The sequence below is a fragment of the Noviherbaspirillum aridicola genome (assembly GCF_019656455.1).
In the GTDB taxonomy this organism is placed as follows: domain Bacteria; phylum Pseudomonadota; class Gammaproteobacteria; order Burkholderiales; family Burkholderiaceae_D; genus Noviherbaspirillum; species Noviherbaspirillum aridicola.
Map to the genome: position 1 here is coordinate 31,042 of NZ_BPMK01000024.1, position 20,348 is coordinate 51,389.

Sequence of the window (20,348 nt, forward strand, 5' to 3'; positions counted from 1 at the left end):
TGTCCGGGCAACGGGACATCCCGCAGACTCATGCCGGCAATTTAATGCCGCGCTGCCCCGCCCTCGCCGCATGTCGCACGCCCGAGCCGAGCCTGGATCGACGCTTCTTCCACCAGATATAGACGCCGGTCACGCTCAGCATGGCAACAACGACGCCCATCAGTGAGATCAGAATGCGCCCCGGAATGCCGAGTATGCGTCCCGAATGCAGGGGGAATTGCGCCTGGACGAAAATGTCGGCGGCGGTGCCCTGCCAGGGCTGCCGGTCGCCGAGCAGCCGGCCATCATTGCCATCAATGTAAATGCGCGCGTGCCCGACCCCGCCAACGCCATGGTCGGCTCCCGGCGCCCAGAATTCGACGCCGTAGATGCCCCAGTTGGGCGTGTAGAACACGCTGCCCGCGGGGTCGGTCCAGCCGCGCTGCGCGGCCACGCCCCGGGCCGTCGCTATTGCGTCAGCATGGCTCAGCCTCGGCACGATCGGCTCGTGCGGTCCTGTCGGCGCGCGCAGGTCGAATGGCGACGGCGTGACCGTGGAGACGGTCGACATCAGCGGGAAGAACACTTCCCGGTAGAGGTTGAGCGAGAATGCGGTGAACGCGACAATGAAAAGCAGCACCCAGGTCCACAGGCTGAATGCGCGGTGCAGGTCGAAGTTCAGCTTGTAGCCGCCGCCGCCCCAGCGAACCTGCCAGGCCGGCTTCCAGCGCCGCCACCAGGACCTCCGTTCGGGACCCTCCCTGCCTTTGCTGTCGCCGGCGGGCGACACGTCTTGTGTCGCAGCCCGTCGTCCCGGCGGCAGGGTCAGGTAAAAGCCCGTGAAGCAGTCGATGGTCCAGATCACCGCGATCACGCCGAGCAGCCAGACGCCCCAGCGATCGATGCCCCACATTTCCGGCAGGTGGAGACTGTAGTGAAGCACGTAAAGGAAGGAGACGAAGTTCTCGCGGGTGACCGGCCATACCGCGCCCCACTCGCGCCTGCCGAGTTCCTCGCCGCTGACGGGGTCGACGAAGACCTGGTTGAAACCGGGTTCATGCAGTCTGCCGGTCGCCGGATTCACCCGCGGACTGACGCCGAACGCAAGCGACTTTCCCGCTTCCACGTTCAGGGGCATGAAGGTCACCATGACCTGCGGATGGCGTTCCTCGACCAGCCTGGCGAGTTCCAGCACGGGTCGGGGCTGGCCAGCGCTGCGCGCTTCCATGAGATGCGGGTTGAGCAGGTCGTCCAGTTCATGGTCCCACGAAATGACGGCGCCGGTGATGCCACTGATGAAAAGGAAGGCTGCCATCGCCAGTCCGGCGTAGCGGTGCAGCAGCACGAATAAGCGTCGCATGGCTTGCTCCTGGTCGGGTCGGGTGTGGACGTGCGTGCGTCCTGGCGAATCAGTAGGTCCAGTTCAGCGCGACGTTGAGGTTGCGCGGCGCGCCATAGAAGCCCTGCTCCCAGTACAGGCTGTTGATGTACTTCTCGTCGGTGAGGTTGTTCAGGTTCAGGGTGGCCGACAGGTGCTTGCTGAATTCATAGCGCGCCATCAGGTTGATGAGCGCGTAGCTCTTCTGCCTGACCCGTATGTCCTCGCCGGCCCGGGACCCGGTGCTCGCAGTACCGTTGATGCGGTGGATGTCGTCCTGCCACTTGATGCTGGCGCCCACCTTCATGGCCTGCATCGAGGGCAGGCGGTAAGTGACCGCCAGCCGGGCGGATCTGCGCGGGATGAAAGTCCTTGCGTCGCGACCGTCGGCATTGTCGATGTCGACGAAGGTGTAGCCCGCGGCAAGCTGCAATCCGGGCCATGCCTCGCCGCTCACATCGAATTCATAGCCCTCGCTGGAGAGGGTGTCGGAGGCAGCGTAGTACGTGATCGGGACGGTGCCCGCCTGTTCGGCGAGGTTCTTCTGGCGCGCGCGGAACAGGGCAAATGTCGCATTCAGCTTCCGGTTGAAGAATTCACCCTTGATCCCGGCTTCGTAGCTCTTTCCCGTCACCGGGTCCAGGCGCGAACCCGTGATGTCGACCTCCGTCTGCGGCCTGAAGATTTTCGTGTAGCTCCCGTACAGTGAAAAGGTTTCGCCCAGCCTGTAGCTTGCGCCGTAGTACGGCGTCGTCCTGTCCGGGTAGTTTTTGGTCCGGTCTTCGCCGTAGGCGATGCCGTCGGACTTGTAGCTGGTGCGGCGCACGCCGGCCAACAGCATCAGCCTGTCGCTCGCATTCAGTCTCACGGCGCCATATATGCTGTTTTGCCTGTCCTTGAAGCGGGAGCCATCGATGCCGGCATCGAAGGCTGGCAGAGGATAGCTGCCGTCCCAGTCTTCCAGGGCCGGGATTTCGGTTCCGATGCCCTGCCCATAGTAGGAGGTATTGTCGGAGGTCGACCTGGCCCGGCTGGCCCCGAGCATCAGTTCATGCTCGCGGCCGAACAGCGAAAATGGTCCGTTGGCGATCACGTCGAAGAGTGTCTGCCGGTTCTCGAATTCATATTCGCTGGGATAGCTGAACAGATCGGAACCCGGCGTGGTCGGGTCAGGCGTGCCGTAGACATAGAACAGGCGGCTGTCCTCGGTCGTCCGGTTGTGGCTGAGCACCGCCCTCGCCTGCCAGCCATTGTCGAGGAAGTGCGACAGTTCCAGGAAGCTGCCCGCCTTTTTCCCATCCCAGTAGGCCCAGTCGGTCGCGGTACTTGTGGAGCGGCGGTAGCCGGTGCGGTTGCCGCTGGTGTCGTTCAGGGGCAAGGCCCCCCACATCGGGCTGTCCGCGTCGTTGTACTGCGCGTTGTGTCCCGCCGCCAGCGTCGTGCTCGCTCCAAGGTCCGCCTCGATCACGCCGTAGAAGAGCGACTTCCTGTGCTGGTACCTGTCCAGGTAGGAGCCCTTGTCTTCATGCGCGGCGACCAGCCTGCCGCGCACGCTGCCGGACTGGTTGAAGGGCACGGAGAGATCGGCGTCGAGCCGGCGGTAGTTCCATGACCCGAACGACAGGCCGGCCGACGCCTGCAGATCGCGCACGGGGCGCTTGCGGATGAAGTTGATCGTGGCCGACGGATCGGAGAGGCTGGACATGAGCCCGGTGCCGCCCCGTACCACCTCTATCCGGTCATAGATGGCCGGGTCCAGGCTGCCCTCGACGTTGCCAAAGACCAGCGGCAGACCGATGCCGTCCACCTGGAAGTTCTGGATGTCGAAGCCCCGGGCGGTGTAGTAGGTGCGGTCGGTTTCCACGCGTTCGACGCTGATGCCGGTCGCCAGCTCGAGCGCATCGTTGACTTCGCGCACCGCGAAATCGTCAAGCTGCGTCCGGGTGATGACCGACACCGACTGCGGCGTGTCGCGCAGCGACATGCTCATGCCCGTCGCCGTCGCCGCCGAGCCGGCCGTGTACGAACCCGATCCCTCGGTCTTCGCCGGCAGGCCGCCGCCGCTCACGGTCACCGTGGGCAGTACCGAATCGGCGGCAGACGGCTCCGCGGACGGCGTCTGGGCGTAGAGGGGAAATGAAGCGATGGCTGCCATCATGGCAACCGAAACTGGACGAAGCCGGACCCGGCACTGATGCGACACACTAGCCTCCATGCGTGATGACAATGGCTGGCTAGTAAGCGGGGGCTTTACGGGGCGAGCTGAAAGAGAATGATTATCAATTGCAAAAACCGATCGGTCAAGCTCATTCAGCCATCCCCGCGGCAATAAAAAAGGCGCGTCCCGCGACGCGCCTTTCGTGAACGGACCAGCTACCGGATTACTTGCTGTGTTCCTCGGCGTACTTGGCCGCGCTGGCCATGATTTCCTTCTTCGCTTCTTCCGGGCCGAACCAGCCTTCGACCTTGACCCACTTGCCCTTTTCGAGGTCCTTGTAGTGCTCGAAGAAGTGCTGGATCTGCTGCAGGCGCAGGTCGTTCAGGTCTTCCGGCTTCTGCCAGTGGGTATAGATCGGCAGGACCTTGTCGACCGGGACCGCGAGCAGCTTGGCGTCGCCGCCGGCCTCGTCCTTCATCTTGAGCACGCCGATCGGGCGGCAGCGCACCACCACGCCCGGAATCAGCGGGAACGGCGTGATCACCAGCACGTCCACCGGGTCGCCGTCGTCGGAGATGGTCTGCGGGATATAGCCGTAGTTGCACGGGTAGTGCATGGCGGTGCCCATGAAGCGATCGACGAAGATCGCGCCGGTCTCCTTGTCGACCTCGTACTTGATCGGGTCGGCGTTCATCGGGATTTCGATGATGACGTTGAAGTCATCCGGCAGGTTGCGGCCGGCGGGTACGTTGCTCAGGCTCATGATGCTCTCTCGGAAAGGAAGAAAATTTTATAACCCCGGGATTATAGCGGCTTTCCCTGCGGGTTCATGCGGCGCAACATGGGCGCTTGCGCCGCCGCAGGCATCAGAGCAGGGTCGCCAGCGCGCACTGGCGGAAATGGGCGGCGGCCTGCTCCGGCTGATTGAGCGACTCGTGCAGCTGCGCGAGCTTGAGATGCGCGGCGCGCACCACCTCCGGCTCGTCCGCTTCCGACAGCGCCTGTTCGAGCTGGCGCTGCGCCCTGCCCCAGAGTTGCTGGCGCAGGCAAAGCGAACCCAGGGTCAGCGCGAGTTCGGCATCGCCTAGCCGGGACTGCGCCCATTGCTCGCAGCGTTCGATCTGCGCCAGCAGGGCCGGTGTGCCGGGCGCGGCGGCGGATTCGCCGTAGACCCGCACCAGGCGGTCGTCCCATTCCACCGCGAGCGCCTTTTCGACGATCACGCGCGCCTCGTCGTGCAGGCCGGCCGCATTGAAGGCGCGCGCGGCGCGCACGGCGACGAAGCACTGCGTCCTGTCCTCCGCCGGGATCGTCGACCAGATGCGGCGTATCGATTCGGCGTCGCCCGACTGCTTCGACAGCAGGTCGTCGTAGGCCAGTTCGCGCAGCCGCTTCGACAGCGCGGGATGCAGCGCATTGCGCTTGTCCAGCAGCCGCACCAGGCGCAGCACTTCAGGCCAGTCCTGGGCGGTCTGGTTGGCCTTGAGCGCCAGCCGCAGCGCATGAATATGGCGGATGCCGCTCGCGTTGAGTTCCTGCACCGCCGCCAGCGCCGCTTCCGGCTCGTGGGCGTCGGTGGAGAGTTCGATGGCGGTCATCAGGCGCGCGGTCTTGAGGCCCTGCTCGTCCCGCGCCCTGGCCAGCCAGGTGTCGCGCCGGTCGGACTGCCCCATCCTGTGCGCGGCACGGGCCGCGATCAGCGCGGCCAGGCCGGCGTTCTCCGGGCTTTCCGCGGCGCGCGTGGCGGCACGCTCGGCCTGGCCGAAGCGGCCGTCGAACAGGGCCTTGAGCGCGTCGCGCAGCGCGCGGTTGCCTTCGCGCTCGCGTTTTTCGCGGCGGTACGCGGCCACCCGCGCCGGCATCTGCTGCGTCCTGCGGATCGCGCTGAGCAGCATGAAGAGCAGCACGAACAGCCCCGCCGCCAGCGCCAGGAACAGGTTGAGCGACATGTCCATCCGGTACGGCGGATAGAAGAACACCACGTTGCCCGGATTGAAGCGCGCGCCCAGCGCGAGTCCGACCGCGGCGGCAAACAGGATGACGAGCGAAAGAAAAATCCTCATGTCAGGGCTTGGCCTTGTAGTTGCGGACCGCGTTCAGACTGTCGGACAGCGTCGGCATTTCGATCGACAGGTTGCTGGCCTGGACCTGGCGCAGCAGCGCCTGCACCGTCTGCGTCTGCCGCGCCCGCGTGTCGAAGTACTTGCCTATCGTGTCCTGCGCCGCCGACAGGTCGCTGCGGAAGGCTCCCTCGTTGCGGGTCAGCAGCGCCAGGCGCGCGTTGAGCAGGCGCAGCTTGAGGTTTTCGCGCACGTAGTACGCCTGGCTGGGGGCGAGCAGCAGCGCGTCGGGCGTGTTGACGTCCCGGACGCGCACCAGCTGGCGCACTTCATTCCACATCTCGGCCGACCAGCTCTGCCATTTTTCTTCCAGCGCGGCCAGCCAGTCGCTGTCGGCCGGCTGACCCGCCGCCGCCCGCTGCGCGCGGCGCGATTCCTTCGGCTGGGTCGCGGGCAACGCCGGGCGTTCATCCGACAGCAGCGGCATGGCATCCACCTGGGCGATCACGCTGTCCAGGCGCAGCGCCAGTCCCGCGAGGTCGACCGCCGGCAGCGACTTGAGCCGCTCCAGGTCTTTTGCGATCGCGCGCCGGATCATGATGAACTGCGGCTTGTCGGAACGGGACAGGCGGCTGTCCGCGTTCTGCAGCGCGATCACCGCGCCCTGCACGTTGCCGGCCAGCTGCAGCTGCTGGCTGGCCGTCGACAGCACCTGCTCGATCTCGGCCAGCGCCCAGTCGTCGCGGTTGCGCGCCAGCTCCTGGTACATCTGTTCCAGCGCCAGCTGCTGGCTCTGCGACTCGGTCTGCTTCCCTTCCAGCACATTGACCTTGGCCTGCACATCCTTCATCGCGTCCTGCACCGATTTCGCGATGAGCCGCGTCTCGGTGCCGGCCGCCTCGCCGCTCTTGAGCCGCTGCGCCATGTCCTGGCGCAGGTCGCTCAGCTCGCGCTCGGTGTGCCACCACTCGGCCAGCAGCAGCAGCGCGAGCAGTCCGAGTGCGGCCGCCAGCGCGCGCGTCGCGCGACGGGGGTCGTTGGTCTTTTGCAAAGCGTCGGGGGCGGAATCGGCTGGCATGGAGGTGTCGGGCGGCGGTGATGACGGCAAATTGTTCATGGACGCAATTCTAACGCGGCGACCAGGGCATCGTCCCCTGAAGCGGTCTGCAAAAGCGTGTCGAAGCCGAGCGCGCGGGCGGTCTCGGCGATGCGGATGTGAGGCAGGATCAGCCGCTGCCGGCGCAGCGCCGTCACGCCCGCGTCGCCGGCGGCCTGGCGCGCCATGTCGAGCAGATTGCGCAGCGCTTCGGAACTGGTGATCACCCAGTCGGCGCCGCCGTCGAGCAGGCCCACGAGCTGCGCGCGCCGCGCCTCGTCGAGCGCGGGCGCGGCGCGGCGGTATGCGGCCACCGGCACGACGTCCACGCCATGGGCGCGCAGCGCGTCGGCAAGCAGTTCGCGCCCGCTTTCGCCGCGCACGATCAGCACCTTGCGGCCGCGGAGCGCGTCGATGTCGAGCGCCTGCAGCAAGGTCTCGGAATCGCTGCGCACGGGGTCGCGCGGACTGTGGATGATGAACCTGCCGGGCACGATGCCGTGCCGGGCCAGCGCAGCCTTGCTGCCCTCGCCCACCACCGCGAGCGCGACCTCGGGCGGCCAGTCGGCGATCAGCGCGAAGGCGGCGTCGATCGCGTTGGGACTGACGAAGGCGACCATCGCGTAGTCGCGCAGGCGGGACAGCGCGGCGCGCAGGCCCGCCGGATCGGGCAAGGGCTGTATCTCAAGCAGCGGAAAGACGACGGCCTCGCGCCCGGCGGCGGCGAGTCGGGCCGCGAGCGGGGCCGCCTGCGCTGCCGGCCGCGTCACGACCACGGGAAGGACTGGATGCGCTGCCATGCCGTCGATGGGCGGTGACAGGAGACCGCTCAGCCGGCATCCATCGCGCGGCAGGCGGCGAGGATGCCCTCGGCATCGCGCGCGCGCAGCGCATCGGCGATCTCGCGGCCGAGCGCTTCGGGATCGGCCGCGGCGCCGCGGGTCTCGGCGCTGGCGATGCGCTTGCCGTCCGGCGTCGCCACCATCGCACGCAGGCGCATCTGTTCATTCTCGACGGTGGCAAAAGCGGCCAGCGGGATCTGGCAGCTGCCGCCGAACACGCGCGAGACGGTGCGTTCCGCGCGCACGGCCTGCGCCGTCGCCCGGTGGTCGAGCGGGGCCAGCAATTGCATCAGATCGTCGCGTCCGTCGAGGATCTCGATCGCCATCGCGCCCTGACCCGGCGCCGGCAGGCTCTGCTCCGGCTCGATCAGCGCGCGGATGCGCTGCGGCAGGCCGAGCCGCTTCAGTCCGGCGGCGGCGAGGATGATGGCCGCGTATTCGCCGCGGTCGAGCTTGCCCAGGCGGGTATCGAGGTTGCCGCGCAGCGGACGGATCACCAGGTGCGGATAGCGGGCCGCGATCAGCGCCTGACGGCGCAGGCTGCTGGTGCCGACGACGGCGCCCTCGGGCAGATCGTCGAGCGAGGCATAGTCGTTGGACACGAAGGCGTCGCGAGGGTCTTCCCGCTCCAGCACCGCGGCCAGCGCGAAGCCTTCCGGCAGATCCATCGGCACATCCTTGAGCGAGTGCACGGCGAGATCGGCGCGCCGCTCGCTCATCGCGACTTCCAGCTCCTTGACGAACAGTCCCTTGCCGCCGACCTTGGACAGCGTGCGATCGAGAATCTGGTCGCCCTTGGTTGTCATTCCGAGAATTTCGATGCTGCACTGCGGATATAATGCCGACAACCTTGCGCGCACATGTTCTGCCTGCCACATGGCGAGGCGGCTCTCGCGCGATGCGATGACCAACTTGGACGGAGGGGAAACTTTCACGACGGGCTCTTTTCGATGTGACAGATGCTGTTCTCAGCTGGGCGCCGATTCTAACATGCGACCGCCCCCGATCCCCGGCCAAAAGCCGCTTTCGTTTCCCTGAAATCATTTCGTTCGACATGGCAAAACAGACACTGGCCGCACGTGCGGCACGCAGCACCGCGACGTCCGCGCCCGACAAGGACGCGCCTCTCAAAGAAGACATCCGGCTGCTCGGCCGCCTGCTCGGCCAGGTGCTGCGCGACCAGGAAGGCGAAGCGGTGTTCCAGGTGGTGGAGACCATCCGCCAGACCGCGGTCCGCTTCCGTCGCGAATCGGATGCGCAGTCGGGCACCGAGCTCAACCGCCTGCTGAAGAAACTGACGCGCGACCAGACGATTTCAGTGGTGCGCGCGTTCTCGTATTTCTCACATCTGGCAAACATCGCCGAAGACCAGCATCACAACCGGCGCCGCCGCGCCCACCTGCTGGCGGGCTCGGCGCCGCAGCAGGGCAGCATCGCCTACGCGCTCTCGCGGCTCGACGACGCCGGCGTGCCGGGCGCATCGGTGCGCAGCTTCTTCCGCGAGGCGCTGATCTCGCCGGTGCTGACCGCGCATCCCACCGAAGTGCAGCGCAAGAGCATCCTCGACGCCGAGCGCGAGATCGCGCGCCTGCTGGCCGAGCGCGACCTGCCGCTGACGCCGCGCGAGAGCGCGCGCAACACGCAGCTGCTGCACGCCTGCATCGCCACGCTGTGGCAGACCCGGATGCTGCGCTATACCCGCCTGACCGTCGCCGACGAGATCGACAACGCCCTGTCCTACTACCGCATCACCTTCCTGCGCGAGCTGCCGGCGCTGTACGACGATATCGAAAACGAGATCGCGGCCCAGTTCCCGCAGCGCCACGCGGGCGAGCTCGAGCTGCCGGCCTTCGTCCAGATGGGCAGCTGGATCGGCGGCGACCGCGACGGCAACCCCAATGTCAACGCCGGCACCATGCGCCATGCGCTGGAGCGGCAGTCGGCCACCATCTTCGATTTTTACCTGGACGAGGTGCATGCGCTCGGCGCCGAACTGTCGGTGTCCACGCTGCTGGTCGGCGCCAGCCCGGAACTGCTCGCGCTGGCCGAAGCCTCGACCGACGCCTCCGACCATCGCGCCGACGAGCCCTACCGGCGCGCGCTGATCGGCCTCTATTCGCGGCTCGCGGCGACCGCGCGAAGCCTCGGCGCGGCGCATGTGCTGCGCAAGGAAGTCGGCACCGCCCCGCCCTACGCCGAACCGGCCGAGTTCACGCGCGACCTGCAGATACTCGTCGACTCGCTCAAGTCGCACCACGGCGCGATGCTGATCAAGCCGCGCCTGGCGACGCTCAGGCGCGCCACGGAAATCTTCGGCTTCCACCTTGCCACGCTGGACATGCGGCAAAGCTCGGACGTGCACGAGCGCGTGCTGACCGAACTGTTCGCGCGTGCCGGCGCCTGCCCCGACTATGCGGCACTGCCGGAGGAGGAAAAGCTCACGCTGCTGCGGGAAGAACTCGCCAAGCCGCGCCTGCTGTATTCGCCCTGGCTCGGCTACAGCGCCGAGACCGAATCCGAGCTCGAGATCCTGCGCGCCGGGCGCGAAATCCGCCAGCGCTACGGCGAGCGCGCGATTCGCAACTACATCATCTCGCATACCGAATCGGTGTCCGACCTGCTGGAAGTGCTGCTGCTGCAGAAGGAAACCGGCCTGCTGCATCTCGGCTGGGACGGCGCGCAGGGCGGCGCGGCGCGCATGGAGCTGATGGTCATCCCGCTGTTCGAAACCATTCCCGACCTGCGCTGTGCGGCCGACATCATGCAGCGCTACATGGCGCTGCCGGAAGTGCGCCGCATGATCGCCGCCCGGGGCGACCTGCAGGAAGTCATGCTCGGCTATTCGGATTCCAACAAGGACGGCGGCTTCCTCACTTCCAACTGGGAGCTGTACAAGGCCGAGACCCGGCTGGTCGGACTGTTCGAGGGTGCAGGCGTCAAGCTGCGCCTGTTCCATGGCCGCGGCGGCACCGTCGGCCGGGGCGGCGGTCCGAGCTATGAAGCCATCCTCGCGCAGCCGGCCGGCACCGTGAACGGCCAGATCAGGCTGACGGAACAGGGCGAGATCATCGCCTCCAAGTTCTCCAACCCGGAGATCGGCCGCCGCAACCTCGAGCTGCTGGTCGCCGCCACGCTGGAAGCGAGCCTGATGCCCCATCCGGGCCAGGGCCGCCAGGGTCGCCGCATCGCCGGCTTCGAAGCGGTGATGGACGCGCTGTCGGAGAATGCCTACCGCGCCTACCGTCACCTGGTCTACGACACGCCCGGCTTCACCGACTACTTCTTCGCCGCCACCCCGATCGCCGAAATCGCCGAACTCAACATCGGTTCGCGCCCGGCCTCCCGCAAGGCAAGCCGCCGCATCGAAGACCTGCGCGCGATTCCCTGGGGCTTCTCCTGGGGCCAGTGCCGGCTGCTGCTGCCGGGCTGGTACGGCTTCGGCAGCGCGGTCGATGCATGGCTGCAGGAGGACGCGGATCCGAAGGAACAGAAAAAGCGTCTCGGCATGCTGCGCGCCATGTTCAAGGAATGGCCGTTCTTCGCCACCCTGCTGTCGAACATGGACATGGTGCTCGCCAAGTCCGACCTCGCCGTCGCCTCGCGCTACGCGGAACTGGTCCCCGACCGCAAGCTGCGCAACAGCATCTTCAAGCGCATGGTGGACGAGCACGAGCGCACGGTCGCCTGCCTCGCGCTGATCACCGGCTCGCGCGAGCGGCTGGCCGCCAATCCGCTGCTGGCGCGCTCGATCAAGAACCGCTTCGCCTACCTCGACCCGCTCAACCACCTGCAGGTGGAACTGATCAAGCGTCACCGCGCCTCCGTGGCCGCGGGAAGTCAGACCGACGAACGGGTGCGGCGCGGGATACACCTGTCGATCAACGGGATCGCTGCGGGCTTGCGGAATACCGGCTGATGCGGCGTTGAGTTCGCTGGCCTTGTGAAGGGACGGCAGCGATACCCGCAGGCGGGCGGGTTGGCCGGCCCTGTGTACGCAAGCGGATGAGAGGCAGGTCTCGGGACTATAGAAGCCAGACTTGTCTCTTTTTCGGGCGCCTCTCGCAAGGCGTCCTGCCGCGCTACCGCACCAGCCCCTTCACCACTCCCCACTGCCGCCTCGAGATCGGCAGCCGCTCATCGATCCCCCGCAACACCACCTGCCAGCTGTCCTGACCGCGCTCCGCCTCGCCGTCCCCTTCCGCCGGATGCGCGGCGCGCTCCACGCCGGCGATGGCCGCGCGTGCAACCAGCGCATTGCGATGCACGCGGATGAAGACCGAGCCCAGCTCTTCCTCGATCGAGGTCAGCGATTCCTCGATCAGGAATTCCTGCGCCGCCGTGCGCAGCGTCAGGTACTTCTGTTCCGCCTTCAGATACAGCACCTCATCGACCGGCACCAGCCTGACCCGCCCCCGCTCCGGCACCGAGAAGTGGCGCCGCGCCGCCCCCATCATCGCGGCCGCCGCCGCGTGTCCGGGCAGCGGCGCGGGCGCGCGCAGGGAGGCGGCACGGCGGATCGCCTCGGCCAGCCGCGCCGCGCGCACCGGCTTGAGCAGGTAATCGAGCGCATGCACCTCGAAGGCCTTGAGCGCGAACTCATCGAATGCCGTAACGAAAATCACGGCCGGCGCCGACGGAGCGGCGGCCAGATGCCGCGCCAGTTCAATCCCCGTCATGCCCGGCATCTGCACATCGAGCAGCACGATGTCCGGCACCCGGGACGCGGCCAGGTCGAGCGCTTCCTGCGGCGTGCCCGCCTCGCCCGCCAGCGTATGCGGGCATTCCTCCTCGATGTCGGCCAGCAGCGTCTTCATGCGGCTGCGCGCCGGCGCTTCATCATCCACGATCAGCAGACGCGGCGTCATGCAGCCCCCTTCACATACGGAAAACGCAGCCGTACCTCGAAATGCCCGTTTGCGACCGACGTGGCCAGCTGCGACTCCACGTCATAGAGCAACTGCAGGCGCTCGCGGATGTTCTGCAGCGCCAGCTGGTTGCCCGGGACGACCGCCGCGCCGTGCCAGGCATTGACGACGACGACCTCGATCCGCTCCAGCGCGCGGCTGATTTCGACCCGGATCGGCGCCGGCGCGGAGGCCGGCTCCACCCCATAGTGCACCGCGTTCTCCAGCAGGGGCTGCAGCAGCAGCACCGGCATCTGCGCGCGCCGCAGCACGTCCTCCCCGATGTTCTCCATCCGCCACTCCACCTGCAGGCGCTCGCCGAGGCGCAGCTTCTCGATCGCGAGATATTGCTCGCACAGGCGCAGCTCCTTATCCAGGGTGGTCATGTTGCGCGGATCGCTCATCAGCACCCGGAACAAGTCGGCCAGGTCTTCCAGCGCGGCTTCCGCCCGGCGCGGCTCGCCGCGAATCAGGGACAGCACCGCGTTGAGACTGTTGAACAGGAAGTGCGGCCGGATGCGCGCCTGCAGGGCCTGCAGCCGCGCCTCCACCAGCGCCGGCGAAAACGCGCGGGTGCGCAGCTCGAAGTAATGCTGCATCAGCCCCCCGAACAGCGCGGCGAGCAGCGCGCCGCGCGGTACCGTCAGGTACTCGAAGCCGCCGCGCAGCCATTCGACCGACACGAAGAAATGCACGACGGCGGCGGTCACGGCGGCAGGCACCAGCACGCACGCGAACCGCTGCGCCCACGCCGGCGCGGCAGCCGCGGGCAGGCGAGGCAGCATCCGCCGCAGCACGCACAGCGCGAACAGCGACCACAGGCATGACAATTCGACCATCATCGATCCCTCGACGAAGGACAGGAAACCGGCGCGCCAGCCGCTCGCATGCAGCAGGCTGCCGACGGCCACCGCCAGGTTCACGGCCAGCAGCACGCGCAGCACCACCCCGAGGTTGCAGCAGTCGGGAATCAGGATATCGGTGGGGCGGTCGGGCTTGCGAACTGCGGTTTCGGACGGCATCGGGCGCGGGGCTTGTTCTATAATCACGGATTCACCGGGGTTCTTTCATGACAGCACAACTCTCCAAAAAAAGCGAGGCCTGGTCGGCCCGCTTTTCCGAACCGGTCTCCGACCTGGTCAAACGTTACACCGCCTCCGTCTTCTTCGACAAGCGCATGGCCGACGCCGACATCCAGGGCTCGCTCGCGCATGCGGAGATGCTGGCGCACCAGGGCATCATCAGCGCCCAGGACTACGCCGACATCCAGCGCGGCATGGCGCAGATCCAGTCCGAGATCGCTGCCGGCAGGTTCGAATGGCTGCTCGACCTGGAAGACGTTCACCTGAACATCGAAAAACGCCTGACCGAACTGGTCGGCGACGCCGGCAAGCGCCTGCACACCGGCCGCTCGCGCAATGACCAGGTCGCCACCGACATCCGGCTCTACATGCGCTCGGCGATCGACGACATCGCCGGCCTGCTGCGCGAGCTGCGCCTGGCGCTGCTGGATCTGGCTGAAACCCATGCCGACACCATCCTGCCCGGCTTCACCCACATGCAGGTGGCCCAGCCGATCACCTTCGGCCACCACATGCTGGCCTATGTCGAGATGTTCACCCGGGACGCGGAGCGCATGGCCGACTGCCGCAAGCGCGTCAACCGACTGCCGCTCGGCGCCGCCGCGCTGGCCGGCACCACCTTCCCGATCGACCGCGAGCGCGTGGCCCGCACCCTCGGCTTCGAGGAAGTGGCCCGCAACTCGCTGGACGCCGTGTCCGACCGCGACTTCGCCATCGAATTCTGCGCCGCCGCCGCGCTGGTCATGACCCACGTCTCCCGCATGTCGGAAGAGCTGGTGATCTGGATGAGCCCGCGTGTCGGCTTCATCGACATCGCCGACCGCTTCTGCACCGGTTCCTCCATCATGCCGCAGAAGAAGAACCCGGACGTGCCGGAACTGGCTCGCGGCAAGACCGGCCGCGTCAACGGCCACCTGGTCAGCCTGCTGACCCTGATGAAGGGCCAGCCGCTGGCTTACAACAAGGACAACCAGGAAGACAAGGAACCGCTGTTCGACACCGTCGACACCGTGGTCGACACCCTGCGCATCTTCGCCGACATGGCGCGCGGCATCACGGTCAAGCCGGAGGCGATGCGCGCCGCGGCGCTGCAGGGCTATGCCACGGCGACGGATCTGGCCGACTACCTGGTCAAGAAGGGCCTGCCCTTCCGCGACGCGCACGAGGCGGTCGCCCACGCGGTGCGCGCCTGCGAGCAGCGCGGCTGCGACCTGGCCGACCTGACGCTGCAGGAAATGCAGGCTTTCTCGCCGCTGATCGACGCCGACGTGTTCCAGGTGCTCACCCTGGAAGGCTCGGTCGCCGCCCGCAACCACATCGGCGGCACCGCGCCCGAGCAGGTGCGCGCCGCCATCGCCTTCCACCGTTCGCGTCTGGGCTGATCCACCAGCATGCGTCGCGCCGGCATTCCCGCCGGCGCAGCGCCCGCACATCCGGCGGCGGCTCCCTACCCCGACCCGTCATTTTTCAAGGCATTTGCGTATTTCCACGTAATCGCAACTGCTTGAAAACATGAAAAAATCCCGTGTTTTCTTATCAGCACGACGGCGTGCCGCCGGCTGGTGGAAATGGCATATACTCCCCCGGACCCGAGATCCGGCCCGCCCGGAAAAAACAACCAAGGACCGGGGACAAGATTTTTCAATCATGGAGACACCATCATGTCTTTTTTGCTCTCGCTGTCGAGATTCATTGACGCGCTCAATGAAAAAATAGGCAGCCTTGTCAGCTGGGCCCTGCTGATCTCGGTCCTGATCTGCACCGGCAACGCCGTCGTGCGCTACGCGTTCAACTACAGCTCCAACGCGTGGCTGGAAATCCAGTGGTATCTGTTCGCGGCGATCTTCCTGCTCGGCGCGTCGTACACCCTCAAGCGCAACGAACACGTCCGCATCGACGTGGTGGTGGGACGCTTCTCCAAGCGCACCCAGGTCTGGATCGACATCTTCGGCTTCCTGCTCTTCCTGCTGCCGATGACGCTGATCATTCTCTATTACGCCGTTCCGTACACCTGGATCTCGATCGAAAGCCAGGAAGTATCGAGCAATGCCGGCGGCCTCATCATCTGGCCCGCCAAGCTGCTGATCCCGGCCGGCTTCCTGCTGCTCACGCTGCAGGGCGTGTCCGAGCTGATCAAGCGCATCGGCTTCCTGCAAGGCAGGGTACCTGCCAGCGCATTCGAAAAACAAGCAACGACGCCGGAAGAAGAAATCGAGGCGATCAAAGCTGCAAACAAACTGAACTGATCGCCGGAGACTCAGAACATGGAGCAATTCCTCATCGCGAACATGGCGCCGATCATGTTCGGCGCCCTCATCGTATTCCTGCTGTCGGGTTTCCCGGTAGCTTTCGCGCTCGCCGCCAACGGCCTGTTCTTCGGCCTGCTCGGCATCGAGCTCGGCCTGCTCCAGCCCGCGCTGCTGCAGGCACTGCCGAATCGCGTGTTCGGCATCATGGCCAACGACACCCTGCTGGCGATTCCGTTCTTCACCTTCATGGGCCTGATCCTCGAGCGCTCCGGCATGGCCGAGGACCTGCTCGACACCATCGGCCAGCTGTTCGGCCCGATCCGCGGCGGCGTCGCCTATGCGGTGATCTTCGTCGGCGCACTGCTGGCGGCGACCACCGGCGTGGTGGCGGCCTCGGTGATTTCGATGGGCCTGATCTCGCTGCCGGTCATGCTGCGCTATGGCTATGACAAGCGCATCGCCTCCGGCGTCATTGCCGCCTCCGGCACGCTGGCGCAGATCATTCCGCCGTCGCTGGTGCTGATCGTGATGGCCGACCAGCTCGGCCGTTCCGTCGGCGACATGTACAAGGCGGCCTTCGTGCCCGGCCTGCTGCTGACCGCGATGTACGCCGGTTACGTGCTGGCCGTCTCGATCTTCAAGCCGACGGCTGTGCCGGCACTGCCTCCCGAGGCACGCAACCTGCGCGAGCCGAACGGCAAGAGCGGCGTGGTGTCGCTGGTCGTGCTGCTGGTGCTCGCCACCCTGGGATCGTTTGCGTTCGCCGAGATCTATTTTGCCGGCCACGAAAACGCCAAGCCCGACGAAGTGGGCATCTATTCGGCGGCGGTCGGTATCGTCGGCGCCTTCGTGCTTGCTGCGGGCAACCGTTATCTGAAGCTTGGCCTGCTGTCGCGCCTTGCTGAAAAAGTCGTGTTCGTGCTGATTCCGCCGCTGGCCCTGATCTTCCTGGTGCTCGGCACGATCTTCGTTGGCATCGCAACGCCTACCGAAGGCGGCGGCATGGGCGCGTTCGGCGCGATGGTCCTGGCGATGATGAACCGTCGCCTGAATTTCTCGCTGCTCAAGCAGGCGATGGACTCCACCACCCGCCTGTCCTGCTTCGTGGTGTTCATCCTGATCGGATCTTCCGTGTTCGGCCTGACCTTCCGCGCCGTCAACGGCGACCTCTGGGTCGAGCATCTGCTGACCTCGCTGCCGGGCGGCCAGATGGGCTTCCTGATCGTGGTGAACATCCTGTTCTTCGGCCTGGCCTTCTTCCTCGACTTCTTCGAGCTGGCCTTCATCCTGGTGCCGCTGGTCGGCCCGGTCGCCGAAAAGCTGGGCATCGACCTGATCTGGTTCGGCGTGCTGCTGGGCGTGAACATGCAGACCTCGTTCATGCACCCGCCCTTCGGCTTCGCCCTGTTCTACCTGCGCTCGGTCGCGCCAAAGGAGGTCAAGACATCCGACATCTACTGGGGCGCGGTGCCGTTCGTGGTCATCCAGATCATCATGGTCGCGCTGATCATCGCCTTCCCGAACATCGTGTCGGTGGCCGAAAAGACCGACATGAAGGAACAGCTCGAGCTGAAGATCGAGACGCCGATGAACCAGGAACAAAGCAGCGACATGCCCTCGTTCAACTTCTCCACCGAGGAAGAGAACAAGGATGGCGCCAGCCAGCAGAGCGAAGAGCCGCAGCTGAACTTCTCGACCGAAGAGGAAAAGAAGTAAGGCGCCGGGCTCTCCCCCGCCAACCCCGCACGGTTCGCCCTGCGGGGTTTTTTGTTGGCGGCGAACAGAGGAAGGTCCAACGAAAAAGGTGGCGCCGGCCTCCGTGCCGGCGTAGTCGGCGGTTGTCCGAAGACTGAAGCAACAGGGTGCCCCATCACGCGAAGCCGCGTGCGCGACCTCCGCCGGGCCGGCAGGGACGCCGGCCCTACTGGCAGGGCGAGGTCCAACGAAAAAGGTGGCGCCGGCCTCCGTGCCGGCGTAGTCGGCGGTTGTCCGAAGAATGAAGCAACAGGGTGCCCCAGCACGCGAAGCCGCGTGCGCGACCTCCACTGGACCGGCAGGGACGCCGGCCCTACTGGCAGGGCGAGGTCCAACGAAAAAGGTAGCGCCGGCCCCCGTGCCGGCGTAGTCGGCGGTTGTCCGAAGAATGAAGCAACAGGGTGCCCCATCACGCGAAGCCGCGTGCGCGACCTCCGCTGGACCGGCAGGGACGCCGGCCCTACTGGCAGGGCGAGGTCCATCGAAAAAGGTGGCGCCGGCCTCCGTGCCGGCGTAGTCGGCGGTTGTCCGAAGACTGAACCGCACGGCGCGCTATCGAGCGGAAATCGCACAGCCGGCTATCCCGTGACTGAAGCGCGAAACAAACCGGCAGTCCATAAAAAAACCCGCTGCAGCACAGCGGGTTTTCATCAGGCCGGAAACGCTTACTTGCGCGCAGCCATGAAGTTTTGCATCGGATACTCGGACACCGAGTTCCACTGGTTCTGGTCGCGCTGGAAGCGCTTGTACGGCTCCCAGATCTTCTTGAACTTGGCGTTCTTGGAGGCTTCCTCTTCCATGGTGGTCATCGCGGCCTTGTAGCAGGCTTCCATGATCTCCTTGGAGAAGAAACGCATCTTGGCGCCGTTCTTGATCAGGCGGGCCAGTGCCGGCGGGTTCTTGGCGTCGTACTGGGCCTGCATGGTGACATGCGCCTCGTAGGAAGCGGCTTCGATCGCGAACTTGTAGTCGTCCGGCAGCTTTTCCCATTCCTTGATGCCGATGTAGAACGACAGCTGCGCGCCGGCTTCCCACCAGCCCGGTGCATAGTAGTACGGCGCGACCTTGTAGAAGCCGAGTTTCTCGTCGTCGTACGGGGTGGTCCACTCGACCGCGTCGAGCGTGCCCTTTTCCAGCGCCGGATAGATGTCGGCGCCGGCGAGCTGCTGCGGCACCAGGCCGAGCGGGGCCATCACGCGGCCGGCGAAGGCGGAGATCCGCATCTTCAGGCCCTTGATGTCGTTGAGCGTCTTGATCTCCTTGCGGAACCAGCCGCCCATCTGCGCGCCGGTATTCCCGCCGAGGAAGTTGATCACGCCATAGTCGCGATAGAACTCGCGCAGCAGGTCGCGGCCGCCGCCCTGGTCGAACCAGGCGGTCTGCTGGCGCGAGCTCATGCCGAAGGGTACGGCGCAATCGAAGGCAAACGTCGGATCCTTGCCGAAGTAGTAATACGGCGCGGTATGGCCCATCTCCACGGTGCCGTTCTGCACGGCGTCCACCACCTGCAGCGGCGGCACGATTTCGCCGCCGGCGAACACGCGGATGTTGAGCTTGCCGCCGGTGAGCTGGGCGACACGGCGGCTGAACACTTCAGCGGTGCCGAACAGGGTGTCGAGCGACTTCGGGAAGCTCGAGGCCAGGCGCCAGTTCAGGGTGGGCTGCGACTGGGCCAGAGCGGGAGCTGCGAGTGCGCCTGCGGCGCCGCCGACTGCCGCCTTTTTCAGAAAGGAACGACGTTCCATTATGTCTCCTGTAGAAAAGAAGCTTTGATACTGAGCATCGACGCGCGATGACTTTGTTGTCGATTTGTACGCGCGGCGGTTCACCACTTTCGGGCCGGAAGTCATACGCTTTCCCGGCACCGCTGAAGCATGCCATGAAAAGAAACAAATTGCCATTTCCATAGGGGCGCGGGCGGCCCGATATGAAGAAATGCGCGAAAAAAAACGCCGCAGGGTTTCCCATGCGGCGCTCCTCGCGTATGCGTACCGGATTACTTGCTGCGGCTCTTGTATTCGCCGGTGCGGGTATCGATCTCGATCTTGTCGCCGATGTCGACGAACAGCGGCACCGGAATCTCGAAGCCGGTCGCGATCTTCGCGGGCTTGAGCACCTTGCCCGAGGTGTCGCCCTTGACGGCCGGCTCGGTGTAGGTGATTTCGCGGACGATGGTGGTCGGCAGTTCGACCGAGATCGCCTTGCCGTCGTAGAACACGGCTTCGCATTGCATGCCGTCTTCCAGATAGTTGAGCGCGTCGCCGAGGTTTTCCTTTTCGATTTCGTACTGGTTGTATTCCTCGTCCATGAAGACATACAGCGGATCGGCGAAATACGAGAAGGTGACCGGCTTCTTCTCGAGCACGACGACGTCGAACTTGTCGTCGCCGCGGAACACGTTTTCCAGCGGCGCGTTGGTCAGAAGATTCTTCATCTTCCACTTGTAGGTGAAGCCCGTGCGGCTCGAACCGTTGACGTCGGAGCGCAACAAGATGAACGGCTTGCCATCGATCATGACGATATTGCCGACGCGAACTTCTTTTGCAGCTTTCATAGCGAATTTAGAAAAATGGGTTGTTTTGGAAACAGGCCGTCGCCTCTGGAGCGTGCGACAGGTTGACGCGATCGTTGAAGGACCGAATCGGGCGCATGTACGGACAGCCGGGTATTATACCAGCGCCGCGGCGCGTTCCAGAATTCCGGTTTCCGCGGCCTAGGTGTGATGTTTCAATAGGTTGTTCTGGTTCATTCGGATTGGATTTGAGAAACTGGAAATCGCCAAACCCCCAGTTCTCAAAGAAGCCAACCGAATGAACATCCATAAGAATGCCCGATTGACGTTTAT

The 20,348-nt window shown here is 65.6% G+C and carries 17 protein-coding genes; 5 read left to right on the plus strand and 12 right to left on the minus strand.

Annotated elements, in window-relative coordinates; genetic code table 11:
• Positions 1-28 precede the first annotated feature (28 nt).
• Positions 29-1,339 (minus strand): PepSY-associated TM helix domain-containing protein, encoded by a 1,311-nt coding sequence (locus NCCP691_RS20515; RefSeq protein ID WP_220810434.1) that lies wholly within the window; start codon positions 1,337-1,339, stop codon positions 29-31.
• Positions 1,340-1,388: 49 nt separating this feature from the next.
• Positions 1,389-3,347, minus strand: a complete 1,959-nt coding sequence (locus NCCP691_RS20520) for a TonB-dependent siderophore receptor (protein WP_238482532.1) — start codon at positions 3,345-3,347, stop codon at positions 1,389-1,391.
• Here NCCP691_RS20520 and NCCP691_RS21460 point away from each other — a divergent pair.
• Positions 3,340-3,486 (plus strand): hypothetical protein, encoded by a 147-nt coding sequence (locus NCCP691_RS21460; protein ID WP_238482533.1) that lies wholly within the window; start codon positions 3,340-3,342, stop codon positions 3,484-3,486. The two genes, NCCP691_RS20520 and NCCP691_RS21460, sit on opposite strands and share 8 nt — an antisense overlap.
• Before the next feature lie 252 nt (positions 3,487-3,738).
• Here NCCP691_RS21460 and ppa read toward each other — a convergent pair whose 3' ends face one another.
• The 5 genes from ppa to hemC all read right to left on the minus strand — a co-directional run bounded on the left by ppa (position 3,739) and on the right by hemC (position 8,448).
• Entirely contained in the window at positions 3,739-4,278 is a 540-nt protein-coding gene (gene ppa / locus NCCP691_RS20525) for an inorganic diphosphatase (RefSeq protein ID WP_220810436.1), read from the minus strand.
• A gap of 103 nt (positions 4,279-4,381) precedes the next feature.
• On the minus strand, positions 4,382-5,578 hold the full coding sequence (locus NCCP691_RS20530) for a heme biosynthesis HemY N-terminal domain-containing protein (protein WP_220810437.1): 1,197 nt from the start codon (positions 5,576-5,578) through the stop codon (positions 4,382-4,384).
• A 1-nt stretch (position 5,579) separates the two neighbouring features.
• Entirely contained in the window at positions 5,580-6,692 is a 1,113-nt protein-coding gene (locus NCCP691_RS20535; RefSeq protein ID WP_220810438.1) for a uroporphyrinogen-III C-methyltransferase, read from the minus strand.
• On the minus strand, positions 6,689-7,471 hold the full coding sequence (locus NCCP691_RS20540) for a uroporphyrinogen-III synthase (protein WP_220810439.1): 783 nt from the start codon (positions 7,469-7,471) through the stop codon (positions 6,689-6,691). The genes NCCP691_RS20535 and NCCP691_RS20540 overlap by 4 nt, the downstream gene beginning before the upstream one ends.
• A 29-nt stretch (positions 7,472-7,500) precedes the next feature.
• Entirely contained in the window at positions 7,501-8,448 is a 948-nt protein-coding gene (hemC, locus tag NCCP691_RS20545) for a hydroxymethylbilane synthase (protein ID WP_220810440.1), read from the minus strand.
• Positions 8,449-8,567: 119 nt separating this feature from the next.
• Between hemC and ppc the strand changes: the two genes are divergently transcribed.
• On the plus strand, positions 8,568-11,429 hold the full coding sequence (gene ppc, locus NCCP691_RS20550; protein WP_220810441.1) for a phosphoenolpyruvate carboxylase: 2,862 nt from the start codon (positions 8,568-8,570) through the stop codon (positions 11,427-11,429).
• A 163-nt stretch (positions 11,430-11,592) separates the two neighbouring features.
• Here ppc and NCCP691_RS20555 read toward each other — a convergent pair whose 3' ends face one another.
• On the minus strand, positions 11,593-12,378 hold the full coding sequence (locus NCCP691_RS20555; protein WP_220810442.1) for a LytR/AlgR family response regulator transcription factor: 786 nt from the start codon (positions 12,376-12,378) through the stop codon (positions 11,593-11,595).
• Positions 12,375-13,466 (minus strand): sensor histidine kinase, encoded by a 1,092-nt coding sequence (locus NCCP691_RS20560; RefSeq protein ID WP_238482535.1) that lies wholly within the window; start codon positions 13,464-13,466, stop codon positions 12,375-12,377. The genes NCCP691_RS20555 and NCCP691_RS20560 overlap by 4 nt, the downstream gene beginning before the upstream one ends.
• A 20-nt stretch (positions 13,467-13,486) precedes the next feature.
• On the opposite strand from NCCP691_RS20560, the gene argH reads away from it, so the two are divergent.
• The 3 genes from argH to NCCP691_RS20575 all read left to right on the plus strand — a co-directional run bounded on the left by argH (position 13,487) and on the right by NCCP691_RS20575 (position 17,464).
• Complete coding sequence (gene argH, locus NCCP691_RS20565) at positions 13,487-14,881, plus strand: argininosuccinate lyase (protein ID WP_220810443.1); 1,395 nt, start codon at positions 13,487-13,489, stop codon at positions 14,879-14,881.
• A 279-nt stretch (positions 14,882-15,160) separates the two neighbouring features.
• The gene (locus tag NCCP691_RS20570) at positions 15,161-15,745 is read left to right on the plus strand and encodes a TRAP transporter small permease subunit (RefSeq protein ID WP_220810444.1); all 585 of its coding nucleotides are present in this window, start codon (positions 15,161-15,163) and stop codon (positions 15,743-15,745) included.
• Positions 15,746-15,763: 18 nt separating this feature from the next.
• On the plus strand, positions 15,764-17,464 hold the full coding sequence (locus NCCP691_RS20575; RefSeq protein ID WP_220810445.1) for a TRAP transporter large permease: 1,701 nt from the start codon (positions 15,764-15,766) through the stop codon (positions 17,462-17,464).
• A 704-nt stretch (positions 17,465-18,168) separates the two neighbouring features.
• On the opposite strand, the gene NCCP691_RS20580 is transcribed toward NCCP691_RS20575, so the two are convergent.
• The 3 genes from NCCP691_RS20580 to NCCP691_RS20590 form a co-directional block, all read right to left on the minus strand.
• A complete protein-coding gene (locus NCCP691_RS20580; RefSeq protein WP_220810446.1) occupies positions 18,169-19,248 on the minus strand; it encodes a TRAP transporter substrate-binding protein in 1,080 nt (359 codons plus the stop codon).
• A 251-nt stretch (positions 19,249-19,499) separates the two neighbouring features.
• Complete coding sequence (gene efp, locus NCCP691_RS20585; RefSeq protein ID WP_220810447.1) at positions 19,500-20,057, minus strand: elongation factor P; 558 nt, start codon at positions 20,055-20,057, stop codon at positions 19,500-19,502.
• A 7-nt stretch (positions 20,058-20,064) separates the two neighbouring features.
• Positions 20,065-20,348 (minus strand): hypothetical protein (locus tag NCCP691_RS20590; protein ID WP_220810448.1); only part of this gene is annotated, 284 nt, incomplete at its 5' end.